The organism is Serratia sp. 22264 (assembly GCF_052045345.1).
GTDB lineage: Bacteria > Pseudomonadota > Gammaproteobacteria > Enterobacterales > Enterobacteriaceae > Serratia > Serratia plymuthica.
Map to the genome: position 1 here is coordinate 440859 of NZ_JBQEOY010000002.1, position 23807 is coordinate 464665.

14 protein-coding genes and 2 pseudogenes are annotated in these 23807 nt (G+C 57.6%); 14 read left to right on the forward strand and 2 right to left on the reverse strand.

What is annotated here, in order from left to right; translation table 11 throughout:
- Nucleotides 1-87 precede the first annotated feature (87 nt).
- A complete protein-coding gene (gene degP, locus ACTJJ1_RS12990; protein ID WP_004950196.1) occupies nucleotides 88-1527 on the forward strand; it encodes a serine endoprotease DegP in 1440 nt (479 codons plus the stop codon).
- Nucleotides 1528-1708: 181 nt separating this feature from the next.
- Nucleotides 1709-2866: a CdaR family transcriptional regulator gene (locus ACTJJ1_RS12995; protein ID WP_006323618.1), complete on the forward strand. Its 1158-nt coding sequence runs from the start codon at nucleotides 1709-1711 to the stop codon at nucleotides 2864-2866.
- Between the two features lies 1 nt (nucleotide 2867).
- Here the strand turns inward: ACTJJ1_RS12995 and garD are convergent, their stop codons facing one another.
- Nucleotides 2868-4424: a galactarate dehydratase gene (gene garD, locus ACTJJ1_RS13000; RefSeq protein WP_440833968.1), complete on the reverse strand. Its 1557-nt coding sequence runs from the start codon at nucleotides 4422-4424 to the stop codon at nucleotides 2868-2870.
- A 596-nt stretch (nucleotides 4425-5020) separates the two neighbouring features.
- On the opposite strand from garD, the gene ACTJJ1_RS13005 reads away from it, so the two are divergent.
- The 6 genes and pseudogenes from ACTJJ1_RS13005 (at nucleotide 5021) to ACTJJ1_RS13030 (ending at nucleotide 12052) form a co-directional block, all read left to right on the forward strand.
- Nucleotides 5021-6367: an MFS transporter gene (locus ACTJJ1_RS13005; protein WP_006323621.1), complete on the forward strand. Its 1347-nt coding sequence runs from the start codon at nucleotides 5021-5023 to the stop codon at nucleotides 6365-6367.
- A gap of 10 nt (nucleotides 6368-6377) precedes the next feature.
- The gene (locus ACTJJ1_RS13010; RefSeq protein WP_202291662.1) at nucleotides 6378-7715 is read left to right on the forward strand and encodes an enolase C-terminal domain-like protein; all 1338 of its coding nucleotides are present in this window, start codon (nucleotides 6378-6380) and stop codon (nucleotides 7713-7715) included.
- A gap of 21 nt (nucleotides 7716-7736) precedes the next feature.
- Entirely contained in the window at nucleotides 7737-9077 is a 1341-nt protein-coding gene (gene gudD, locus ACTJJ1_RS13015; RefSeq protein WP_440833970.1) for a glucarate dehydratase, read from the forward strand.
- A gap of 42 nt (nucleotides 9078-9119) precedes the next feature.
- Nucleotides 9120-9890, forward strand: a complete 771-nt coding sequence (gene garL / locus ACTJJ1_RS13020) for a 2-dehydro-3-deoxyglucarate aldolase (RefSeq protein ID WP_004950204.1) — start codon at nucleotides 9120-9122, stop codon at nucleotides 9888-9890.
- A gap of 27 nt (nucleotides 9891-9917) precedes the next feature.
- Nucleotides 9918-10811: pseudogene (garR, locus tag ACTJJ1_RS13025) on the forward strand (2-hydroxy-3-oxopropionate reductase); the annotation flags it as partial.
- A gap of 101 nt (nucleotides 10812-10912) precedes the next feature.
- A complete protein-coding gene (locus ACTJJ1_RS13030; protein ID WP_004950206.1) occupies nucleotides 10913-12052 on the forward strand; it encodes a glycerate kinase in 1140 nt (379 codons plus the stop codon).
- 30 nt (nucleotides 12053-12082) lie between these two features.
- Here ACTJJ1_RS13030 and barA read toward each other — a convergent pair whose 3' ends face one another.
- Entirely contained in the window at nucleotides 12083-14809 is a 2727-nt protein-coding gene (gene barA / locus ACTJJ1_RS13035) for a two-component sensor histidine kinase BarA (protein WP_409443546.1), read from the reverse strand.
- Nucleotides 14810-15065: 256 nt separating this feature from the next.
- Between barA and rumA the strand changes: the two are divergent.
- The 6 genes and pseudogenes from rumA to ACTJJ1_RS13065 all read left to right on the forward strand — a co-directional run.
- Nucleotides 15066-15733, forward strand: a pseudogene (gene rumA / locus ACTJJ1_RS13040) (23S rRNA (uracil(1939)-C(5))-methyltransferase RlmD); the annotation flags it as partial.
- Between the two features lie 9 nt (nucleotides 15734-15742).
- Nucleotides 15743-17974 carry a GTP diphosphokinase gene (relA, locus tag ACTJJ1_RS13045; RefSeq protein WP_004950212.1) on the forward strand — a complete coding sequence of 744 codons (2232 nt, stop codon included), beginning with the start codon at nucleotides 15743-15745 and terminating at the stop codon, nucleotides 17972-17974.
- 126 nt (nucleotides 17975-18100) lie between these two features.
- On the forward strand, nucleotides 18101-18895 hold the full coding sequence (mazG, locus tag ACTJJ1_RS13050) for a nucleoside triphosphate pyrophosphohydrolase (protein ID WP_004950214.1): 795 nt from the start codon (nucleotides 18101-18103) through the stop codon (nucleotides 18893-18895).
- Between the two features lie 392 nt (nucleotides 18896-19287).
- Nucleotides 19288-20925, forward strand: a complete 1638-nt coding sequence (gene pyrG / locus ACTJJ1_RS13055; RefSeq protein ID WP_004950216.1) for a glutamine hydrolyzing CTP synthase — start codon at nucleotides 19288-19290, stop codon at nucleotides 20923-20925.
- An 81-nt stretch (nucleotides 20926-21006) separates the two neighbouring features.
- A complete protein-coding gene (gene eno / locus ACTJJ1_RS13060) occupies nucleotides 21007-22302 on the forward strand; it encodes a phosphopyruvate hydratase (RefSeq protein ID WP_004950218.1) in 1296 nt (431 codons plus the stop codon).
- Between the two features lie 307 nt (nucleotides 22303-22609).
- Nucleotides 22610-23800 (forward strand): NAD(P)/FAD-dependent oxidoreductase, encoded by a 1191-nt coding sequence (locus tag ACTJJ1_RS13065; protein ID WP_440833975.1) that lies wholly within the window; start codon nucleotides 22610-22612, stop codon nucleotides 23798-23800.
- Nucleotides 23801-23807 lie beyond the last annotated feature (7 nt).

The following is a 23807-nucleotide window of genomic DNA, read 5'->3' on the forward strand; positions in this document are numbered from 1 at the left end:
CTGCGCCGGAACTTCGGGCTATTAATAAGCTCTGACTATGCACAAAGAACGCAATACTTTCTGAACGACTTTATAAGAGACACACAGATGAAAAAAACCGCATTAGTTTTTAGCGCCCTGGCTTTCAGTATTGGTATGGCACTGGGCCCGATGACGGCCGGCGCCGCAGAAACCGCTTCTTCAAGCACCCAGCAACTGCCTAGCCTGGCGCCGATGCTGGAAAAAGTGATGCCTTCCGTAGTGAGTATTAACGTTGAAGGCAGTACCACCGTCAACGCGCAGAAGATGCCGCCGCAGTTCCAGCAGTTCTTTGGCGAAGATTCGCCTTTCTGCCAGGACGGTTCGCCGTTCCAGGCTTCGCCAATGTGCCAGGGCGGCACTGATGGCGGGCAGGGCGCACCGGGTCAGGGCACCCAGGAAAAATTCCAGGCGCTGGGCGCCGGGGTGGTGATTGACGCGGCCAAAGGCTACGTGGTGACCAACAATCACGTGGTGGATAACGCCAATAAAATTCAGGTGCAACTGAGCGACGGCCGCAAGTTTGACGCCAAGGTGATAGGTAAGGATCCGCGTTCCGATATCGCGTTGATCCAACTGAAAGACTTTAAAAACCTGACGGCAATCAAAATGGCGGATTCCGAGCAACTGCGCGTCGGCGATTATACCGTGGCGATCGGCAACCCTTACGGATTAGGCGAAACCGCGACTTCCGGCATCGTTTCCGCGTTGGGCCGCAGCGGATTGAATATCGAAAACTACGAAAACTTTATCCAGACCGATGCGGCGATTAACCGCGGTAACTCCGGTGGCGCGTTGGTTAACCTGAACGGCGAACTGATCGGTATTAACACCGCGATCCTGGCGCCGGACGGTGGCAACATCGGTATTGGTTTCGCCATCCCGAGCAACATGGTGAAAAACCTGACGGCGCAAATGGTTGAGTTCGGCCAGGTGAAACGCGGCGAACTGGGCATTATGGGCACCGAGTTGAATTCCGAACTGGCGAAAGCGATGAAGGTGGACGCACAACGCGGGGCCTTTGTCAGCCAGGTGATGCCGAAATCCTCCGCCGCCAAGGCGGGCATCAAGGCCGGTGACGTTATCGTCACCATGAACGGTAAAGCCATCTCCAGCTTTGCCTCGTTCCGTGCGGAAATCGGCACGCTGCCGGTCGGCAGCAAAATGTCGCTGGGCATCATCCGCGACGGCAAGCCGGTCACCGTGGACGTCACGCTGGAGCAAAGCGCTCAGACTCAGGTGGAGTCCGGCAATATCTACACCGGCATCGAAGGGGCCGAGCTGAGCAATGCCCAGGCCGGCAGCCAGAAAGGCGTGAAGGTGGATAACGTCAAAGCCGGCAGTGCCGCTGCGCGCATCGGCCTGAAAAAAGGCGATATTATCCTCGGGGTTAACCAGCAGCCTATTCAGAACCTGGGCGAACTGCGCAAAATTCTCGACAGCAAGCCGTCGGTGCTGGCGTTGAACATCCAACGCGGCGATACCCAGCTGTATCTGTTGATGCAGTAAGTTCTTAACGGTCTACCGCTCTCAAGGCACGCTACGGCGTGCCTTTTTTACGTCGTGAAAACTGTGAGCCTCGCCGCAACTTCAGCAATGGTCACCAAGCTTTGTGCAACTGCACAATGTGCCTGAGGATCGCCGTCGGTATGCTGAAGAATTGGCACCTTTCCGGGCAGGAGAACACGGCATGTCGGAATACCATCTCGATGGCAAGCTGGCGCAAGAGATCGTTGCGCGCACCATGCAAATCATCGACAGCAATGTCAATGTGATGGATGCGCGCGGCAAGATTATCGGCAGCGGCGATCGTGAGCGGGTGGGTGAACTGCACGAAGGCGCGCTGCTGGTGCTGTCACAGGCGCGGGTGGTGGATATTGACGAAGCGGTGGCGCGTCACCTGCATGGCGTGCGCCCCGGCGTTAACCTGCCGCTGCGCATTGACGGGCGCATCGTCGGGGTCATCGGCCTGACCGGCAACCCTGGCCAGCTGCGGCAGTATGGCGAGCTGGTCTGCATGACCGCCGAAATGATGCTGGAGCAAGCTCGGCTGTTGCATATGCTGGCGCAGGACAGCCGGCTGCGGGAAGAATTGGTGCTGAACCTGATCCGTACCGATGAACTCACTCCGGCGCTGATGGAGTGGGCGCAGCGGCTGGGGATCGATCCTAACCAGCCACGGGTCGCGGCGGTGGTGGAAGTGGACAGCGGCCAGCTTGGCGTAGACAGTGCGATGGCTGAACTGCAGCAATTGCAGACGTTGTTGACCATGCCGGAGCGCGACAACTTGATCGCCATCGTTTCATTGAGCGAAATGGTGGTGTTGAAACCTGCGCTCAATGGCCATGGGCGCTGGGATGCGGAAGATCACCGGCGACGGGTGGATAACCTGTTGTCGAGGATGAATGAGAGCAGTCGACTGCGGGTGCGCATCGCACTCGGCAATTATTTCACCGGACCGGGCAGCATCGCCCGTTCCTATCGCACCGCGCGCACCACCATGGTGGTCGGCAAGCAGCGGATGGGGGAGCAACGCACCTATTACTATCAGGATCTGATGTTGCCGGTATTGCTGGATAGCCTGCGCGGCGGCTGGCAGGCGGATGAGCTGGCCCGCCCTCTGGCGAAGCTAAAGGCGATGGACGGCAACGGCCTGCTGCGCCGTACGCTGGCTGCCTGGTTTTTGCATAACGTACAACCGACCGTCACCGCCAAGGCGCTGTATATTCATCGTAATACGCTGGAATACCGGCTCAACCGCATTGCAGAACTGACCGGGCTGAACCTCGCCAGTTTTGACGATCGCCTGCTGCTGTATATCGGGCTGCAACTGGATGCCGACGCCTGATCTAGGTCACCGGCGCCGGATTAAATACCGCCAGCGCGTTATGCAGCCCCCATTGATCCGACCAGGTTTTCTTGTGCCCGCTGGCGATATCCAGAATCAGTTCAAACAGCTGCCAGCCCACCTGTTCGATAGTGGCTTCGCCGGTGGCGATAGTGCCGGCGTTGATGTCCATTAAATCGTACCAGCGATCCGCCAGCGCGCTGCGGGTCGCCATTTTAATCACCGGCACCGCCGTCAGGCCGTAAGGCGTACCGCGTCCGGTGGTGAATACCTGGATAGTGATGCCGGAGGCCAGCTGCTGGGTGCCGCAGACAAAGTCGCTGGCGGGCGTGGCTGCGTAGATCAGGCCGCGTTTTGTGGGGCGCTGGCCGGGAGACAGTACCTCTACAATAGCGCTGGTGCCTGATTTGGCGATTGATCCCAATGCTTTTTCCACCACGTTGGCCAACCCGCCTTTTTTATTGCCCGGGGACGGATTGGCGCTGCGATCGCTTTGGCCGGCTTCGAGATAGGCATCGTACCAGGCCATCTCCTCCAGCAAGCGTTTGCCAACCTGTTCATCTGCCACTCTCGGTGTCAGCAGATGTACCGCATCGCGCACTTCAGTGACTTCAGAGAACATCACCGTCGCGCCGCAGCGCACCAGCAGATCGGAGGCGAAACCCACCGCCGGATTGGCCGTCACGCCGGAAAACGCATCGCTGCCGCCGCACTGCATGCCGACCACCAATTCTGAGGCTGCGCAGCTTTCGCGCTGGCGACGGTTCAGGTGTTGGAGGTGGCGCTCGGCGAGCGTCAGAATATCGTCAACCATCGATCTGAAACCCCGATGTTTCTCGTCTTGCAAACGGACAATGTGGCTCTCGTCGAGCGAGATCGCCTGCACGTCCGGAGTGCCTTGCAACAGGCGTTCCGGCTGCAGCTTTTCACAACCCAGGCCGACCACCATCACCTCGCCGCCAAAATTGGGATTCAGCGCCAGATTGTGAATGGTGCGGATCGGCACCACCGCCGCCGGCGCGTTGATCGCTACTCCGCAACCGTAAAGATGGTTGAGGCCGACCACGCCATCCACATTGGGGTAACGCGGCAGCAGATCGCGTTCAATGATTTTCACCACGTAATCAACCACGCCGGCGACACACTGCACGCTGGTGGTAATGCCGAGCAAGTTCTTGGTGCCGACGCTGCCGTCGGCATTGCGGTAGCCCTCGAAGCGATAACCCTCGAGTGGCGGCAGCGGGGCGGGAACCTTATTGGCCAGTGGCAGACGCTGCAGCTCGGGGGCCTCCGGCAGTGAGACCAGCGATTCATCGATCCAACTGCCGCGCAAAATGGCACGCTGCGCATGACCGATGATCTCGCCGTAGCGGACAATCTCGCCGCCGGCGGCAATATTTTCCAGCGCGACCTTGTGCCCCTGCGGTACATGTTCCAGTAATTGTAGCCCGCAGGAAAATAATGCGCCTTTCGGCAGGCCGCGATCGTTTACCACGATAGCGACATTATCCGCGTCGTGAACCTTAATATAAAGCGGCGTCTCGTTTATATCGGACATGCTTATTATCCTGAGTAGATTTATTTTGGGTACGCTGAGGGTAATAACCGGCACGGTTGCTCATTAAGCAGTATAAGTGCGATACAGCCGAGGGACATTATGCAAATGACCGGGATTAACGGGTATTCGGCATGGATTATTTGGCATCGGACCAGTCTGTTGTGAGGCGGCTCACGGATACCCCTTCATTTTCAAGCTGTGGCCCGGTTGCAGATTTAAAGCCAGAGGGCGGGAAAGGCTCGTGGGCGACGTTTCGTGAGCCAGTCGCCACTGCATTGGGCATATGCCATAAATTACCCGCGATATCCCCGTAATCCTTGTTGTATTGCCTGATGAGATATGAATTTACGGCGCATATACTTTTCTGCGTAGTGAAATTCATTGGATTTAAATATTGCCGCTGGCGTATTAACCGCACTGCTCATTGTTGGCGCAATCTAATTTAATCGATTTCGTTCTGAGATATTTACATGCCCGTTGTATTTCAATTGCATGGAATGTGCGAATTGGCCGATTGGCGGCCACTTGAAATCCATAGGGGATATATCTGTGGTTCAGGATGAATATAGCAAGCCGCTATCATTCAGGAGAACACAATGTCTACCATCAGCTCCGCAACGAGTTCGATTAAAAGAACCCATGCGCGTTACTGGATCGTGGTGATGCTGTTTATCGTTACCTCGTTCAACTACGGCGATCGCGCCACCCTGTCGATCGCCGGCTCGTCGATGGCCAAGGATATCGGTCTGGATCCCATTGGGATGGGCTATATCTTCTCGGCTTTCTCATGGGCTTACGTAATCGGCCAGATCCCCGGCGGTTGGTTGCTCGACCGCTTCGGATCGAAGCGCGTCTATTTCTGGAGCATCTTTATTTGGTCGCTGTTCACCCTGTTGCAGGGGTTCGTGGATATCTTCAGCGGCTTTGGCATCGTCGTGGCGCTGTTCGCCCTGCGTTTCCTGGTGGGGTTGGCGGAAGCGCCGTCCTTCCCCGGCAACAGCCGCATTGTCGCCGCCTGGTTTCCGGCACACGAGCGCGGCACGGCGGTGTCGATCTTTAACTCGGCGCAATACTTCGCCACGGTGATCTTCGCGCCGATCATGGGCTGGCTGACTCACGCGGTAGGTTGGTCGCACGTGTTCTTCTTTATGGGCGGGCTTGGCATCGTGCTCAGCTTCATCTGGCTGAAAGTGCTGCACAACCCCAAGGAGCATCCCGGCGTAAACCAGGCCGAGCTGGACTATATCGAGGCCGGCGGCGCGTTGATCAACATGGATCAACCGCGGTCGCAGCAGGTGAAGGTGAAAGGCGAGAAGTGGCACCAGATCAAACAGCTGTTGCAGTCGCGCATGATGGTCGGGGTGTATATCGGCCAATACTGCATTAACGCACTGACCTATTTTTTCATCACCTGGTTCCCGGTCTATCTGGTGCAGGCGCGCGGCATGTCGATCCTTAAGGCCGGGATGGTGGCTTCGGTGCCGGCCATTTGCGGTTTTGTCGGCGGGGTGCTCGGCGGCGTGATCTCCGACTACCTGATGCGTCGCACGCAGTCGCTGACCTTCGCCCGCAAGGCGCCGATTGTGCTGGGCATGCTGCTGTCGATGACGATGGTGTTCTGCAACTACGTCGACACCGAATGGATGGTGGTCGGCATCATGGCGCTGGCGTTCTTCGGCAAAGGGGTGGGGGCGCTCGGCTGGGCGGTCATGGCGGATACCGCGCCAAAAGAGATCAGTGGCCTGAGCGGCGGGCTGTTCAATATGTTCGGCAACGTCTCCGGCATCGTCACGCCGATCGCTATCGGCTACATCATCGGCACCACGGGATCCTTTAACGGCGCGCTGGTGTATGTCGGCATCCACGCCTTGCTGGCGGTGGCGAGCTACCTGTTCATTGTCGGCGAAATCAAACGCATCGAATTGAAACCCTTGCACAGGTGAGGAAATTAGCATGAGCAACACGCAAAGCACGCCGGTGATCACCGAAATGCGCGTTATCCCGGTGGCCGGGTACGACAGCATGCTGCTGAATATCGGCGGCGCGCACGGGGCCTGTTTCACCCGCAACGTTGTGGTGCTGACCGACAGCGCAGGGCATACCGGCGTTGGGGAGGCGCCGGGCGGCGAAGTGATTTATCGCACGCTGATGGCGGTTATTCCCCGGGTCATCGGTCAGCAGGTTGCGCACATGAACCGGTTGGTGCACGACATTCACAGCGGCAATCAGGAGGCCGATTTTAACGCCTTCGGTCAGGGGGCCTGGACCTTTGAGCTGCGGGTGAACGCGGTGGCGGCTTTGGAGGCCGCGCTGCTCGATCTGCTCGGCCAGTTCCTCGGCGTGCCGGTGGTGGAGCTGCTTGGCCCCGGCAAGCAGCGTGACGAGGTGGCGGTGCTTGGCTACCTGTTTTATATCGGCGACGCCGGGAAAACGGATTTACCCTATCAACCCGCTCAACGCGGCCGGCACCCTTGGTACCAGCTGCGACATCAGCAGGCAATGGACACGCCGGCGATCGTCGAACTGGCCGCGGCAGCCAGGGATCGTTACGGCTTCCGGGATTTCAAGCTGAAAGGCGGTGTGTTGCCGGGCGAACAGGAAATTGACGCGGTGCGTGCGCTGGCTAAGCATTTCCCGGATGCCCGCATTACCGTCGATCCCAATGGCGCCTGGCTGCTCGACGAGGCTATTGCCTTGTGCAAGGGCATGCGGGGCATTCTGAGCTATGCCGAGGATCCTTGCGGTGCCGAACAGGGATTCTCCGGCCGTGAAGTGATGGCGGAGTTCCGCCGCGCCACCGGCTTGCCGGTCGCCACTAACATGATCGCCACCAACTGGCGCGAGATGTGCCATGCGGTAATGCTGCAAGCGGTGGATATCCCCTTGGCGGATCCGCATTTCTGGACCCTGCGCGGCGCAGTGCGGGTAGCCCAGCTGTGCAACGACTGGGGGCTGACCTGGGGTTGCCATTCCAATAATCACTTCGATATTTCACTGGCGATGTTTACCCATGTCGGCGCCGCCGCGCCCGGTAATCCCACCGCCATCGACACCCATTGGATCTGGCAGGAGGGCCAGCACCTGACGAAAAACCCGCTGCAAATCGTCGACGGCCGCATTGCCGTGCCGGATCGACCGGGGCTGGGCGTTGATCTGGATTGGGCCGCATTGGAACAGGCGCATCGGTTGCACCAGCGGCTTCCGTCGGGCGCTCGCAACGACGCGGTTGCCATGCAATACCTGGTTCCCGGCTGGCAGTTCGATGCCAAACGCCCGGCCTTTGGTCGCTGATTTTTCTTAAAGGATAACCTTATGACTTCACTTAGTGCCGCAGCCAAAATAACCGCCATGCAGATCGTGCCGGTCGCCGGCCATGACAGCATGCTGCTAAACCTGAGCGGTGCTCATGCGCCGTTTTTTACGCGTAACATCGTGATCCTGCAGGATAATGCAGGCCACACCGGCGTGGGCGAAGTGCCGGGCGGCGAGAAAATCCGCCAGACGCTGGAAGAGGCCCAGTCGTTGGTGGTGGGCAAAACCCTGGGAGAATACAAAAACGTGATGGCGGCGGTACGTAACCGTTTTGCCGAGCGTGATGCCGGGGGGCGCGGCCTGCAAACCTTCGATCTGCGTACCACCATTCACGTGGTGACCGGCATTGAGGCGGCGATGCTGGATTTGCTCGGACAGTTTCTCGACGTGCCGGTGGCGGCGCTGCTCGGGGACGGCAAACAGCGTGATTCGGTGGAAATGCTCGGCTATCTGTTCTACCTCGGTGACCGTAACAAGACGCCGCTGGCGTATCGCAGCCAACCGGATGAGCGCTGTGACTGGTACCGACTGCGGCATGAAGAGGCGCTGACGCCGGCGAGTGTGGTGCGGCTGGCGGAGGCGGCCTATGAAAAATACGGTTTCAACGATTTCAAGCTCAAGGGCGGGGTGCTGGCCGGGGAAGAGGAAGCTGAGGCGGTGACCGCGCTGGCCGAGCGTTTTCCGCAGGCGCGCATTACCCTTGATCCCAACGGTGCCTGGTCTCTGAACGAAGCGGTTTCCCTTGGCAGGCAACTGCGCAACGTGCTGGCTTATGCGGAAGATCCCTGTGGCGCCGAGCAAGGGTTTTCCGGCCGCGAGGTGATGGCGGAGTTTCGCCGCGCCACCGGTCTGCCGACCGCCACCAACATGATCGCTACCGACTGGCGGCAGATGGGCCATACGCTGCAATTGCAGTCGGTGGACATTCCGCTGGCGGACCCGCATTTCTGGACAATGCAAGGCTCGGTGCGGGTGGCGCAAATGTGCCACGAGTTTGGGCTGACCTGGGGTTCTCACTCCAATAATCACTTTGATATTTCGCTGGCGATGTTTACCCATGTCGCCGCCGCTGCACCGGGAAAAATCACCGCTATCGATACCCATTGGATCTGGCAGGAGGGCGATCAGCGCCTGACCCGCGAACCCTTGCAGATTGTCGGCGGCCGCATTGAGGTGCCGAAGAAGCCGGGGCTGGGCATAGAGCTGGATCGCGATCGGTTGATGAAGGCCCATGAGTTGTACAAGGCCAACGGACTGGGTGCCCGAGACGATGCTCAGGGCATGCAGTATCTGGTGCCGGACTGGGTTTTTGATCCCAAGCGCCCATGCCTGGTGCGTTAACACCCGGTGCATAACATTTCAATCTTAACCCAAGGAAACGCCATGAAGACTAGCCTTCTCCCCAACCGCTTCCGCCAGGCCCTGTTGCAGGGCGAAACCCTGATTGGCTGCTGGTCGGCGCTGGGCAACCCGATATCTACCGAGGTGCTGGGGCTGGCCGGTTTCGACTGGCTGGTGCTGGACGGCGAGCACGCGCCTAACGACATCACCACTTTCGTGCCGCAACTGATGGCGCTGAAAGACAGCGACAGCGCAGCGGTGGTGCGGCCGCCGTGCAACGAACCGGTGATTATCAAGCGCCTGCTGGATATCGGCTTTTACAACTTCCTGATCCCCTTTGTGGAAAACGCGGAACAGGCACGGCTGGCGGTAGCTTCCACCCGTTATCCGCCGGCGGGCATTCGCGGCGTGTCGGTCTCTCATCGCAGCAACGGTTACGGCACGGTGGCGGATTATTTCACCACCATCAACGACAACATCAGCGTACTGGTCCAGATAGAAAACCAGGCCGGGGTGGATAACCTGAATGAGATTGCCGCCGTGGACGGCGTTGACGGCATCTTTGTCGGCCCAAGCGATTTATCGGCGGCGCTCGGCTACCTCGGCCAGCCCAATCATCCGCAGGTACAGGCGGCGATCCGCCATATCTTTGAATGCGCCAAGGCGCACGGCAAACCGAGCGGCATACTGGCGCCGGCTGAGGCCGATGCGCGCCGCTACCTGGAATGGGGGGCCACGTTTGTCGCGGTTGGGAGCGATCTTGGGGTGTTCCGCGCAGCCACCCAGGCGCTGTGCGACAGGTTTAAAAAATAACGTTCTGCTTTCCACTTTGCAAAAGAGGTTAACCTTATGAAAATTGGATTTATTGGCCTGGGTATCATGGGCAAACCCATGAGTAAAAATCTGCTGAAAGCCGGTTATTCGCTGGTGGTGCTCAATCATCATCCTCAGACCACCGCCGAGCTGGTTGCGTTGGGCGCCACTGCCGCCGAGACGCCGAAAGCGGTGGCTGAGCAAAGCGATATTCTGATCACCATGCTGCCGAATTCGCCGCAGGTGCAAGAGGTTGCATTGGGCAAGGACGGCATTATCGAAGGCGCCAGGCCGGGCAGCGTGCTTGTCGACATGAGCTCGATTGCGCCGCTTGCCAGCCGTGAAATCAGCGCTGCGCTGGCGGAAAAACAGATTGCCATGCTGGATGCGCCGGTGAGCGGCGGTGAGCCGAAGGCCATCGATGCGACCTTGTCGGTCATGGTTGGCGGCGACAAGGCGGTATTCGAGCGCTGTCTGCCGGTCATGAAAGCGATGGCCGGTTCGGTCGTACACACCGGGGAGATCGGGGCCGGCAATGTCACCAAGCTGGCGAATCAGGTGATTGTGGCGCTGAATATCGCCGCGATGTCCGAAGCGCTGGTGCTGGCGACCAAGGCGGGTGTCAACCCGGATCTGGTCTATCAGGCCATTCGCGGCGGGCTGGCCGGCAGCACGGTGCTGGACGCCAAAGCGCCGATGGTGATGGATCGTAATTTTAAGCCGGGCTTTCGCATTGAACTGCATATCAAGGATTTGGCCAACGCGCTGGATACCTCGCACGGCGTCGGCGCACAGCTGCCGCTCACCGCCGCAGTAATGGAAATGATGCAGGCGCTGCGGGCCGATGGACTGGGGGCGTCGGATCACAGTGCGCTGGCCTGCTATTATGAGAAATTAGCCAAGGCGGAAGTGAGCCGATAGGGGGCGACCTGGTCAGGTGAGCAGGCTCTGCCTCTGCCGAGGGCGCCAACGCGCCGGTTGGCGAATCAAAGGACGAGAGCAGTCGAGGAAACGGACCGTATATGAAAATAGTGATCGCGCCGGACTCATACAAAGAAAGTCTGTCGGCACTGGAAGTGGCGACCCAGATTGAAGCGGGTTTTCGCGAGATATTTCCTGATGCCGAGTACATCAAACTGCCGGTAGCCGACGGCGGGGAAGGTACGGTGGAGGCGATGGTGGCCGCCACCGGCGGGCGTAAAGTGGATGTCGAAGTCACCGGGCCGTTGGGCGCAAAGGTGCGGGCCTTTTTCGGCCTGTCCGGCGATGAGCAGAGCGCCTTTATCGAGATGGCCGCCGCCAGCGGGTTGGAACTGGTGCCGGGGCGGCAGCGCAACCCGCTGAACACCACCTCTTATGGCACCGGCGAACTGATCCGTTCTGCGCTGGATCACGGCGTAAAACATTGCATTATCGGCATCGGCGGCAGCGCCACCAACGACGGCGGCGCCGGCATGGTGCAGGCGCTGGGGGCGAGGCTGCTGGATAAAAACGGCGACGACATTGGCTTTGGCGGTGCGCAGTTGGAACGCCTCGTCGCGATCGACGTCAGCGGGCTGGATGCGCGCATTGCCCAGTGCAAATTCGAGGTCGCTTGTGACGTCACTAACCCGTTAACCGGCAAAGAAGGCGCTTCGGCGATTTTCGGCCCGCAGAAAGGGGCTACGCCACAGATGGTGGCGCAGCTTGATCGCTGCCTGCTGCACTATGCGCAGGTGATCGCGCAGGATATGGCGATTGAGGTGGGCGGAGTACCCGGTGCGGGGGCGGCCGGCGGTATGGGGGCCGCGCTGTTGGCGTTCTGCCATGCCGATCTGCGTCAGGGGATTGAGATCGTCACCGAAGCGCTGGGGCTGGACGCGTTGGTGCGCGACGCGACGCTGGTGATCACCGGGGAAGGACGCATCGACAGTCAGAGTATCAACGGCAAGGTGCCTATCGGCGTGGCGCGCGTCGCCAAGCGCTACAACAAGCCGGTGATCGGCATCGCCGGCAGCCTGACGGCCGACGTCGGCGTGGTGCATCAGCACGGGCTGGATGCGGTGTTCAGCGTGCTGTACAGCATCTGCACGCTCGAGGAAGCGCTGGAGAATGCCGCCGACAACGTGCGCATGACCGCACGCAATATTGCGGCGACCATAAGGCTGTCGCAGCAGATATAGGTTCCGCTAATCATGCTGAGGGGGCAACCCTCAGCTTGTCGCTGGGCGATCGCTCTCCAGATGGCTGCGGGCTGCCTGGCTCACCAGTTCGATCTCATCCAGCAGTTCCAGCCATTCCGGCTCCAGTTCGTCGTTGCCGACGCCCTTGCGCAACTGCTGTTCAAGGTAGAAGCACAGTTGCTTCATGCGCGGCACGCCACTGTAGCTGCAACTGCCGTGCAATTTATGGATCAAATCGAGAATGCTGTCGTCTGGGGTGCCGTCCAGCACCGCCTGCACCCGTTCGCTGACTTGCGGCAGGAAGTCGAGCAGCATCTGCAGCAGATCGCGCGCCAAATCCTGTTTGTTCGCCGCCTGGCGCAACGCCAGCGGCCAGTCTAACGACAGCAATGGCTCGGCGGCCGGTTCGCCGCTGTAATAACGGGCCAGCACGCGGGTCAGCATAGCTTCATCAATCGGTTTGGCCAGATAGTCATCCATTCCCGCTTGCAGCAAATGCTCGCGCTCACCGCTCACCGCATGGGCGGTAACCGCGACGATAGGCGTAGAGTTGTGGTGCGGCAGTTGGCGGATCAGTTCGCTGGTGCGGATGCCGTCGATATTCGGCATTTGGATATCCATCAGGATCAGATCCAGCACGTTATCGCGCGCCAGCGCCAGCGCCTCTTCCCCGCTTTCGCACAGCAGGGTCTTTTCCACTTGTTCAGCCAGCAGCGTGCCAATCAGTTTCAGGTTGGCCGGGTTATCGTCAACCGCCATCACCGTCAATGGCAGGCGTTTGGGTTCCGGCGCGGCGATGAGGCGCTGCGGCGTTTCCATGCGCAGCAGCGGGAACAGGCGGTTGCCGGTGATGGGTTTGATCAGGCAGCCGATAGCGCCCTGCTGTTTAAGCTGCTCGGCGTTGATCTGCGATTGGCTGGGGAGCGCCAGAATCACCCGGTCGGCGATCTTCAGCGCCGCCATCAGTTTGCCTTCGTGCTGCGCCAGGTTGTCGCGGAACGGGATCGGCACCCCCACCAGCAAGAAGTCGTAATCTTTTTTCGGCAGTTGAGCCAGCGTAGGCGAATGGGTGATCACCAGCGGGGTGACGCTCAGCATGTTGAGCGTGGCTTCCGCCGCCATCGGGTTGGCTTCGATATACCCCAACGTCTTGCCGCGCAGGTCCGGCAGGCTCGGCGGCAACGACAACATGCCCTCGTGCAGCTCGAGGGTGATGTGGAACCAGAAGGTTGAACCTCGGTTCAGTTGGCTGTGGAAGCAGATATCGCCGCCCATCTCTTTTACCAGCTTCTGGGTGATCACCAGCCCCAGACCGGTGCCGCCGTGGCGGCGCGAAATGCTGGCATCCGCCTGGCGGAACGCCTGGAACAACTGCGACTGCTGCCGTTCTGATATACCGATGCCGGTGTCATGGATTTGCACTTCAAGTTCGACCTGACGTTCCTGCAGGCCACGCAGCTCTACGCGGATATCGATGTTGCCGGTTTCGGTAAATTTGATCGCGTTGCCCAGCAGGTTGGTAATGATCTGCTGCAACCGCAACGAATCGCCGATTACCTGCTCCGGCACGTCATTATGCACATCCAGCGTCAATTCCAGCCCTTTCTCGTGCGCGCTGGGTGCCAGCAACACAATCACTTCGTCCAACGTTTCACGCAGCGAGAACGGAATGTGCTCCAGCACCAGTTTGCCGGCTTCCAGCTTGGAGAAGTCCAGCACGTCGTTGATGATGGTCAGCAGGTTGTTGGCCGAGCGCTCGATGGTTTGCAGATAGTCGGTTTGGGTGACGCTCATCTCGGTTTTCAGCATCTGGCGGGTAAAGCCGATCACGCCGTTGAGCGGGGTGCGCAGCTCGTGCGACATGTTCGCCAGAAACTCGGATTTGATACGCGCCGCTTCCTGAGCGCGTTTTTTCGCCAGATCCAGCTCGACGTTCTGGATCTCCATCTGCTCCAGCGTCTCGCGCAGGTCCGAAGTCGCCTGGTCGATATTCTGCTGCATCTCTTCGTGATAGGCGGTCAGCGACATCGCCATCGAGTTGATGCCGTTCTTCAGCATATGCAGCTCGCCGAGCATAAAGCCTTCAACGCGGCTGTCGAGCTGGCCACGGCGGATGCGGTCAACGGTGTTCACCATATTGCGGATCGGGCCGGTCACGTCGCGCATCAGACGGTATGCAAACAGGATGGCAATGCACATGCACAGCAGCAACAGCAGGGTTGAAACAAACACCTCTTTATACTGTTGCAACCGCACCGATTGAAGATCAAGTTCGATCGCCACATAGCCCAGGTTGTTGTCCTGCGGAACCGGGTCGGTGGCGTTTTGATCCGGGTACTGGCTCTCCGAAAGGATCGGCGTGCGCAGGATCAGTGAGTTGCCGCGCCGCGTCAGCATCAGATCTGTGGGCATTGGCACACCTTTCGGCAACTGCAATTGGGCGAAATTGTGATGATAATTGGAGGTGACAAACAGATTATTCTGCGCATCGAACACCGTAATTGAACGCACAATATCCGAATGACGGCGGTGCAGCAGGCTGACCAACTGCCTGACCGACTCGCGGCTGCGGAATGTCATGCCGTACTCGCTGGCCACCGCCAAGGGTTCGATAATGCTGGCACCGGCGTCAACCAGCTGTTCTTGCAGCTCATTGTAACGGTGCACCACGAAGAAGGTGCTGAGCAGCAGACCAATCAACAGCGTTGGGGCCAGAATCAGGATCATCATGCGCGCACGCAAGCTGTATTTGGTCATGGGATTCCAATGTGGGAGAATTGCCGAACTCACTCTACTTTAATGAGCCGGCACGCAATCGGCAAATATGGTGCAATTCTACTCTCCCAAACGCTGCGTGACGACCCGGCAAAGTCTGCAAATGTTAACTGCAAGAGTGAGCGACCTCGATCCCTTTGGGCCGGCGTGGCACGCCACAACGGCAAAGACGTGTTTGTACGGGGAGTCTTGCCGGGCTGGCAGGCGGAAGTCCAGCTGACGGAAGAAAAAAGATGAGGATCGCCAGGCGTTACCGGCCTTTGCGCAGCCAAAAAACGTAACCGTTTATTGGGTGCCCGACAGCGACAGGGGCGAAAAACCGTGTGGCGAAACGCCGTATTATCAGGTCGGCGGGCTACGCTTAGACATCAGTCCGCGTGACTTTATTGGGATAAATGACACAGTAAATCAGCAAATGGCAGCGCAGGCCCTTGAATGGCTCGACATTCAGCCCAATGATCGGGTATTGGACCTGTTCTGCGGCATGGGCCAACTTTACCCTGCCGCCGCGGTGTTGGGGATAGAAGGTATTGCCACGCTGGTAGCGAATGGGCAATATAATGCACATAAGAATAAACTGAATAATGCCCCCTTCTTTCCTTCCATGAAAATCTGGAAGAGGACGTTGAGCGGCAACCTTGGGCAGCACAAGGATTTGATAAAGTGATGCTGGACCTTGCCCGTGCGGGTGCGGTCGGCGCGATGTCACATAGTGTAAAACTGGCGCCAGAACGGGGGGGATGTTTCTTGTAACCCACCAGGCTGGCACGCGGCAGCAAAATATTGCTGGACGCCGGTTATCGTCTTGCACGTGTGCGGATGTTGGATAGGTTTCCGCATACGGGGCATCTTGAGTCAATGGCGCTGTTTATTAACGACAACACGCCTGGGGTCGCTGCAAAGTAGGGAGAGGGTATGGTTGCGGTAAGAAGTGCACATCTGAACACGGCTGGTGAATTTGCTCTCGACGAGTGGATTGCCAGCTTGGGGCTACCTAACCCGCAGTCATGTGAGCGATTAGCCGCAACCTGGCGCTACTGTGAGCAACAGACCCAGAACCATCCCGATGCACCGCTGTTGTTGTGGCGCGGGCTGGAAATGGTGGAAATCCTCTCCACGCTGAGCATGGACAACGACAGCATGCGCGCTGCGCTGCTGTTCCCGCTGGTGGACGCCGGCATCGTGCCGGAAGAAACCCTGACCGAAGAATTTGGCAAGGGCATCACCTACCTGGTGCATGGCGTGCGCGATATGGACGCCATCCGCCAACTGAAAGCCACCCAGAACGACTCCATGGCCTCCGAACAGGTCGACAACGTGCGCCGCATGCTGTTGGCTATGGTGGAGGATTTCCGCTGCGTGGTGATCAAGCTGGCGGAGCGTATCGCCCACCTGCGTGAAGTGAAGGATGCACCGGAAGACGAGCGCGTGCTGGCGGCGAAAGAGTGTTCGAATATCTATGCGCCGCTGGCCAACCGCCTCGGCATCGGGCAACTGAAATGGGAGCTGGAAGATTTCTGCTTCCGTTACCTGCACCCGGATGAATACAAGCGCATCGCCAAACTGCTGCACGAACGTCGCATCGATCGCGAACAGTTTATCGATGACTTCGTCGCCTCGCTGCGAAATGCGATGGGCGACGAAGGCATCAAAGCGGATATTTACGGCCGCCCGAAACATATCTACAGCATCTGGCGCAAAATGCAGAAGAAGGCGCTGGCCTTCGACGAGCTGTTTGACGTACGCGCGGTGCGCGTGGTGGTCGAGCGTTTGCAGGACTGCTATGCAGCGCTGGGGATTGTGCATACCCACTTCCGCCATCTGCCGGATGAGTTCGACGACTATGTCGCCAACCCGAAACCCAACGGCTATCAGTCTATCCACACCGTGGTGTTGGGCCCGCGCGGCAAAACGCTCGAAATCCAGATCCGTACCCGGCAGATGCATGAAGATGCCGAACTGGGCGTGGCCGCGCACTGGAAATACAAAGAAGGCGCGGTAGCGACGGTTCGCTCCGGCTATGAAGAACGCATCGCCTGGCTGCGCAAGCTGATCGCCTGGCAGGAAGAGATGGCGGACTCCGGCGAGATGCTCGACGAGGTTCGCAGCCAGGTGTTCGACGATCGCGTCTATGTGTTTACCCCGAAAGGCGATGTGGTGGATCTGCCGGCCGGCTCCACGCCGCTCGACTTTGCTTATCATATTCACAGCGACGTCGGCCACCGTTGCATCGGCGCCAAGATTGGCGGGCGCATAGTGCCGTTTACCTACCAGTTGCGGATGGGCGATCAGATTGAAATCATCACCCAGAAGCAGCCGAACCCGAGCCGCGACTGGCTGAATCCTAACCTGGGCTATGTCACCACCAGCCGTGGGCGCTCCAAAATCCATAACTGGTTCCGCAAGCAGGATCGCGACAAGAACATCCTCGCCGGCCGCCAGATGCTGGACAGCGAGCTGGAGCACCTTGGCATCAGCCTGAAAGAGGCCGAGAAGCTGCTGATCCCGCGTTACAACATGAACTCGCTGGATGAAATACTGGCGGCGATTGGCGGCGGGGATATCCGCCTGAATCAGATGGTGAACTTCCTGCAAGGCAAGTTCAACAAACCGAGCGCCGAGGAGCAGGATCGCGAAGCGTTGCGCCAATTGGTGCAGCATAAAGCGCCGCCGGCGACCCGCAGCAAGGACAACGGTCGGGTAGTGGTGGAAGGGGTGGGCAACCTGATGCACCACATCGCCCGTTGCTGCCAGCCGATCCCGGGCGACGATATTGTCGGCTTTATCACCCAGGGGCGCGGTATCTCCATCCACCGTGCGGACTGCGATCAGTTGGTGGATTTGCAGTCGCACGCTCCGGAACGCATCGTTGACGCCGTGTGGGGCGAAAGCTATTCCAGCGGTTATTCGCTGGTGGTGCGTGTGATGGCCAACGATCGCAGCGGCCTGCTGCGCGACATCACCACCATTTTGGCCAATGAAAAGGTCAACGTGCTGGGCGTGGCCAGCCGGAGCGACACCAAAAAGCAGCTGGCGACCATCGACATGGACATTGAAATCTACAACCAGCAGGTGCTGGGCCGGGTGCTGGCCAAGCTGAATCAGTTGCCGGACGTGATTGACGCCAAGCGCCTGCACGGCAGCTAAATCCCCTGCGTCTTTCGAGCCGTATCGTTGTTGGCTGCAAGCGAACACCGATACGGCCCGAAATCCATTGGCGACTAATCCGGCGGACGCACAAATGCGCTCCCATTCTTTCTCAGAGATCTTTTTATGACCCAATCCACCCCGCTGCAGCGCCTGCTGAACATCATGAAAACGCTGCGCGACCCGCAGAACGGTTGCCCATGGGACCGCAAGCAGACCTTCGCCACCATCGCGCCTTACACGCTGGAAGAAACCTACGAAGTGCTGGACGCCATTGAGCGCCAGGATTACGCCGATCTGCGCGATGAGTTGGGCGATCTGCTGTTCCAGGTGGTGTTTTACGCCCAGATGGGCCAGGAGCAGGGGCTGTTTGACTTCGATGAAGTGTGCAACGCCATCAGCGACAAACTGGAACGCCGCCATCCGCACATCTTCGGCGATGCCGATGCGGCGGATAGCGAAGCGGTAGCGGCCCGCTGGGAGCAGTTAAAGGCGGGCGAACGCGCCGAGAAGGCGCTGCATTCCGCGCTGGACGATATCCCGCAGGCGTTGCCGGCGCTGATGAAGGCGCACAAAATCCAGAAGCGTTGCGCCTCGGTCGGTTTCGACTGGCATACCCTGGGGCCGGTATTGGACAAGGTGTACGAGGAGATCGACGAAGTGATGCATGAAGCCAAGCAAGCGGTGGTTGATGAACAGAAGCTGGAAGAGGAAATCGGCGATCTGCTGTTCGCTACGGTGAATTTATCGCGCCATCTCGGGCACAAGGCGGAAAACGCGCTGCAGGCGGCCAACCGCAAGTTCGAACGTCGTTTCCGGCAGGTGGAAGAGATTGTCAAACAGCGCGGGCTGCAGATGGAAGAGGCTACGCTGGAGCAGATGGAAGAGGCGTGGCAACAGGTTAAACGTCAGGAAAACTAATCCCGTTCGGCGTTGTCCTTTCGGCGTTGTCCTAAAGTTGTTCGGCCAGGGGCGTAATGTTGATCGGCGACAAGGTTCGCTCAAGCTGAAACGGTTAAGCTCAGAGCCCTGGTTTGCTGAACGACGAGAGAACGGCAAGAAAATGCCAACAAACTGAAATTTAAGGTGTTTTAGTGCCATGAAACGGCGGTAAAAGAAAATTTTCCATGCTAACTCATTGTTTTAAAAAGACAGTAAGCAAGGTGCCCGCGGATTAAACCCTGATGAACTCCCGGTGGTGACAGAGATGATGGACAGTAAAACGATCGTTTGTAGGTCTGGAGAGGTTCGGGTATACTACTTTCCCGTCTTGGTACTTCCATCGTCTTTAAACCTAAACTCTCAGGTTCAGCATGACAACTAATTATATTTTTGTGACCGGCGGGGTCGTATCCTCTCTGGGTAAAGGCATTGCCGCAGCCTCTCTGGCGGCTATTCTCGAAGCCCGTGGCCTCAACGTTACCATCATGAAACTGGACCCGTACATCAACGTGGATCCGGGCACCATGAGCCCGATTCAGCATGGGGAAGTTTTCGTCACCGAAGACGGGGCAGAAACCGATCTGGATTTGGGTCACTACGAGCGCTTCATCCGCACCAAAATGTCGCGCCGCAACAACTTCACCACGGGTCGCATTTATTCCGACGTTCTGCGTAAAGAACGCCGTGGCGACTACCTGGGCGCCACCGTACAGGTTATCCCGCACATCACTAACGCGATCAAAGAACGCATTCTCGAAGGTGGCGAAGGCCACGACGTGGTGTTGGTTGAAGTGGGCGGTACCGTCGGCGATATCGAATCGCTGCCGTTCCTGGAAGCTATCCGCCAGATGGCGGTAGAAGTGGGCCGCGAGCACACTCTGTACATGCATCTGACGCTGGTGCCGTACCTGGCTGCCGCCGGTGAAGTGAAAACCAAACCTACTCAGCATTCCGTTAAAGAGCTGCTTTCCATCGGTATTCAGCCTGATGTGCTGATTTGCCGTTCCGATCGCACAGTTCCTGCTAACGAACGCGCGAAAATCGCACTTTTCTGCAACGTGCCGGAAAAAGCGGTTATCTCCCTGAAAGACGTTGATTCTATTTATAAAATCCCGGGCCTCTTGAAATCTCAGGGCTTGGATGATTATATTTGTAAACGATTCAGCCTCAACGCACCGGAAGCGAACCTGGCCGAATGGGAACAGGTGATCTCTGAAGAAGCCAATCCGGGCGGCGAAGTGACCATCGGCATGGTCGGCAAATATGTCGAACTGCCGGATGCATATAAGTCGGTGATTGAAGCCTTGAAACACGGCGGTCTGAAAAATCGTCTGACCGTGAACATCAAGCTGATCGACTCGCAGGATGTCGAAACCCGCGGTGTGGAAGTGCTGAAAGGTCTGGATGCGATTCTGATCCCAGGCGGCTTTGGCTACCGTGGCGTAGAAGGCAAGGTGATGACCGCGCGTTATGCGCGTGAAAACAACATCCCTTATCTGGGCATCTGCCTGGGTATGCAGGTGGCGCTGATGGAGTTCGCCCGCAACGTAGCGGGTATGGAGAACGCCAACTCAACCGAGTTTGTGCCAGACTGCAAGTACCCGGTGGTGGCGTTGATCACCGAATGGCGTGACGAAGACGGCAACGTCGAAGTGCGCACTGAAGAAAGCGATTTGGGTGGCACGATGCGTGTCGGTGGCCAGCAATGCCACCTGACAGACAATAGCCTGGTGCGCAAGATGTACGGCGAACCGACCATTGTTGAACGTCATCGTCACCGTTATGAAGTCAACAACATGCTGTTGAAGCAGATCGAAGCCGCCGGGCTGCTCGTTGCCGGCCGTTCTGCAGACAACAAGCTGGTTGAGATTATTGAACTGCCGAATCACCCGTGGTTTGTCGCTTGTCAGTTCCACCCGGAATTTACTTCAACGCCGCGTGATGGTCATCCGTTGTTCGCCGGCTTTGTGAAGGCCGCTGGTGAGCACCAGAAGCGCCAGGTGAAATAAAATATTTGGTAAGCGGCGCGCGGTGAGAACCGCGCGTTGTTTGTCTGGAGTTTTAGTTTAACTTGTACTGAGGAAAACCTAATGTCCAAAATCGTTAAAGTCATCGGTCGTGAAATCATCGACTCCCGCGGTAACCCGACTGTTGAAGCCGAAGTGCATCTGGAAGGCGGTTTCGTAGGTCTGGCTGCTGCGCCGTCAGGTGCTTCTACCGGTTCCCGTGAAGCACTGGAACTGCGTGACGGTGACAAGTCTCGTTTCCTGGGTAAAGGCGTACTGAAAGCCGTTGCTGCAGTAAACGGCCCGATTGCTCAGGCAGTACTGGGTAAAGATGCCAAAGACCAGGCTAACATCGACAAGATCATGATCGACCTGGACGGCACTGAAAACAAATCCCAATTCGGTGCAAACGCCATTCTGGCAGTTTCCTTGGCTGCTGCCAAAGCGGCTGCTGCTTCCAAAGGCATGCCGCTGTATGAGCACATCGCTGAACTGAACGGCACCCCAGGCAAATTCTCTATGCCACTGCCTATGATGAACATCATCAACGGCGGCGAGCACGCTGACAACAACGTCGACATTCAGGAATTCATGATTCAGCCGGTTGGCGCGAAGACCCTGAAAGAAGCCGTTCGCATCGGTTCTGAAGTGTTCCATCACCTGGCTAAAGTGCTGAAGGCCAAAGGCCTGAACACCGCTGTAGGCGACGAAGGCGGCTACGCGCCAAACCTGGGTTCCAACGCCGAAGCGCTGGCTGTTATCGCTGAAGCGGTAAAAGCGGCAGGTTACGAGCTGGGCAAAGACGTGACCCTGGCGATGGACTGTGCAGCTTCCGAGTTCTACAAAGACGGTAAATACGTTCTGGCCGGCGAAGGCAACAAAGCCTTCACTTCCGAAGAGTTCACTCACTTCCTGGAAGACCTGACCAAACAATACCCAATCGTGTCTATCGAAGATGGTCTGGACGAATCTGACTGGGCTGGTTTCGCATACCAGACCAAAGTGCTGGGCGACAAAATCCAGCTGGTGGGCGACGACCTGTTCGTTACCAACACCAAGATCCTGAAAGAAGGCATCGATAAAGGCATCGCTAACTCCATCCTGATCAAATTCAACCAGATCGGTTCTCTGACCGAAACTCTGGCTGCTATCAAGATGGCGAAAGACGCAGGTTACACCGCGGTGATCTCTCACCGTTCAGGTGAAACCGAAGACGCAACCATCGCCGACCTGGCGGTAGGTACTGCGGCTGGCCAGATCAAAACCGGTTCCATGAGCCGTTCTGACCGCGTTGCTAAATACAACCAACTGATCCGTATCGAAGAAGCGCTGGGCGACCGCGCACCGTTCAACGGCCTGAAAGAAGTTAAAGGTCAGTAATAACGGCTTGGTTCGTTGTTGAATAAAAACCCGCTGCGGCGGGTTTTTTTATCGCCATTTTTCAGCATTCATTATTTACGTGAGTAATAGTGTGTTATTTATTGATATTTGATTAATATTTGAATAGTGGTTTTTAACTCTATAATTTAATTGTAATAATAAAATTCCCATTTATATATTCAGATTTCAATTGCTTTATATTTTTTAGTTACTAGACTGCCTGCAAGGCAGAGCTATTATCCGTTTTCCTGCCTCCGTGATTTTCCTAACAGAATTGCTGCCCTATGGGCGGCTGGGCGAGGGCTTGATGCGGAACAGGATTGTGATTGTCGGCGGTGGAACCGGTGGGACGATATTGGCCAATTTACTGGCCACTAAATTACACCGGGAGATATTGAATAATAAGGTCGAGTTATTAATGATTTCGGATTCTCCGATTCATTATTATAAACCGGCATTTATGTATGTGGCATTTAACGCCTTTTTTAAACAGGAGTTAATGCGTCCGCAACAAAGTTTGCTGAGCCCGGAAATTAAGTTTGTTGTGGATAAAGCGGAGCGGTTCGATTTATCTCGGCGGGTGATCCATACCCGTAGCGGCAAACAATATGCGTACGATTTTCTGGTGTTTGCTACCGGTTGCGTGCCTTGGCCTGAGCGTATCGAGGGGTTGGCGCAGGCGGGGGATCACTTCTATCAGTATCAGGCGGCCCGGCAGTTGGCACAAAAGCTGGCGACGATCGAAAAAGGCCGCATTTTTATTACCGTCTCCTTTCCTGAAACGCCCAACGTGCCACACCAATGTGGCATCGCGCCGATTGAGACCACGCTGATGCTTGATGATTACCTGCGCCGGCGCGGCGTGCGTAAGGCGATTGAGATTGTTTATACCTATCCCAGCGTTTCACAGTTGCTGCGTAATTGCCTGTTTCTGCAGCGCCCTACCGCCGAAGCCTTACCCGCGATTTTCGCGGCGCGAGATATTGGCCATCAACGTGGTTTTACCCTCAACCGGGTGGATACGCAGCGACAGGTGGCTTACTCCGCCGAAGGCGAAGAGCAGCCGTTCGACATACTGATGGCCACACCGCCGATCCGTGCGGTCGAAGCGGTACGCAATACCGGGCTGAGCGATATTAAAAATGGAGAAGGCTGGCTGCCGACCGATCACCAGACATTGCAGGTCTACGGGCAGCAGGGGGTTTATGTCATCGGCGATACGGTGGATCTGCCCGTCAGCAAAGCCGGCGGCTCCTGCCACAATCAGGCGCCGGTGATCGCCGATAACATTGTGGCTGAACTGAGGCTGGGCCAGACCGTAAGCCACTACGATGGCAAGGTGCAGGCAATTGCCCAGATGGGGCTGCACGCCGGTATGCCGTTGGTTTATGACTATCGGCATGATGTGTTGCCGACGCCGCCGACCAAGATGGGCGGAATGCTGCGCAACGTGTTTAACCGCGGCCTCTACTGGGCGACGGTACGCGGGCTGATATAACGAGGGG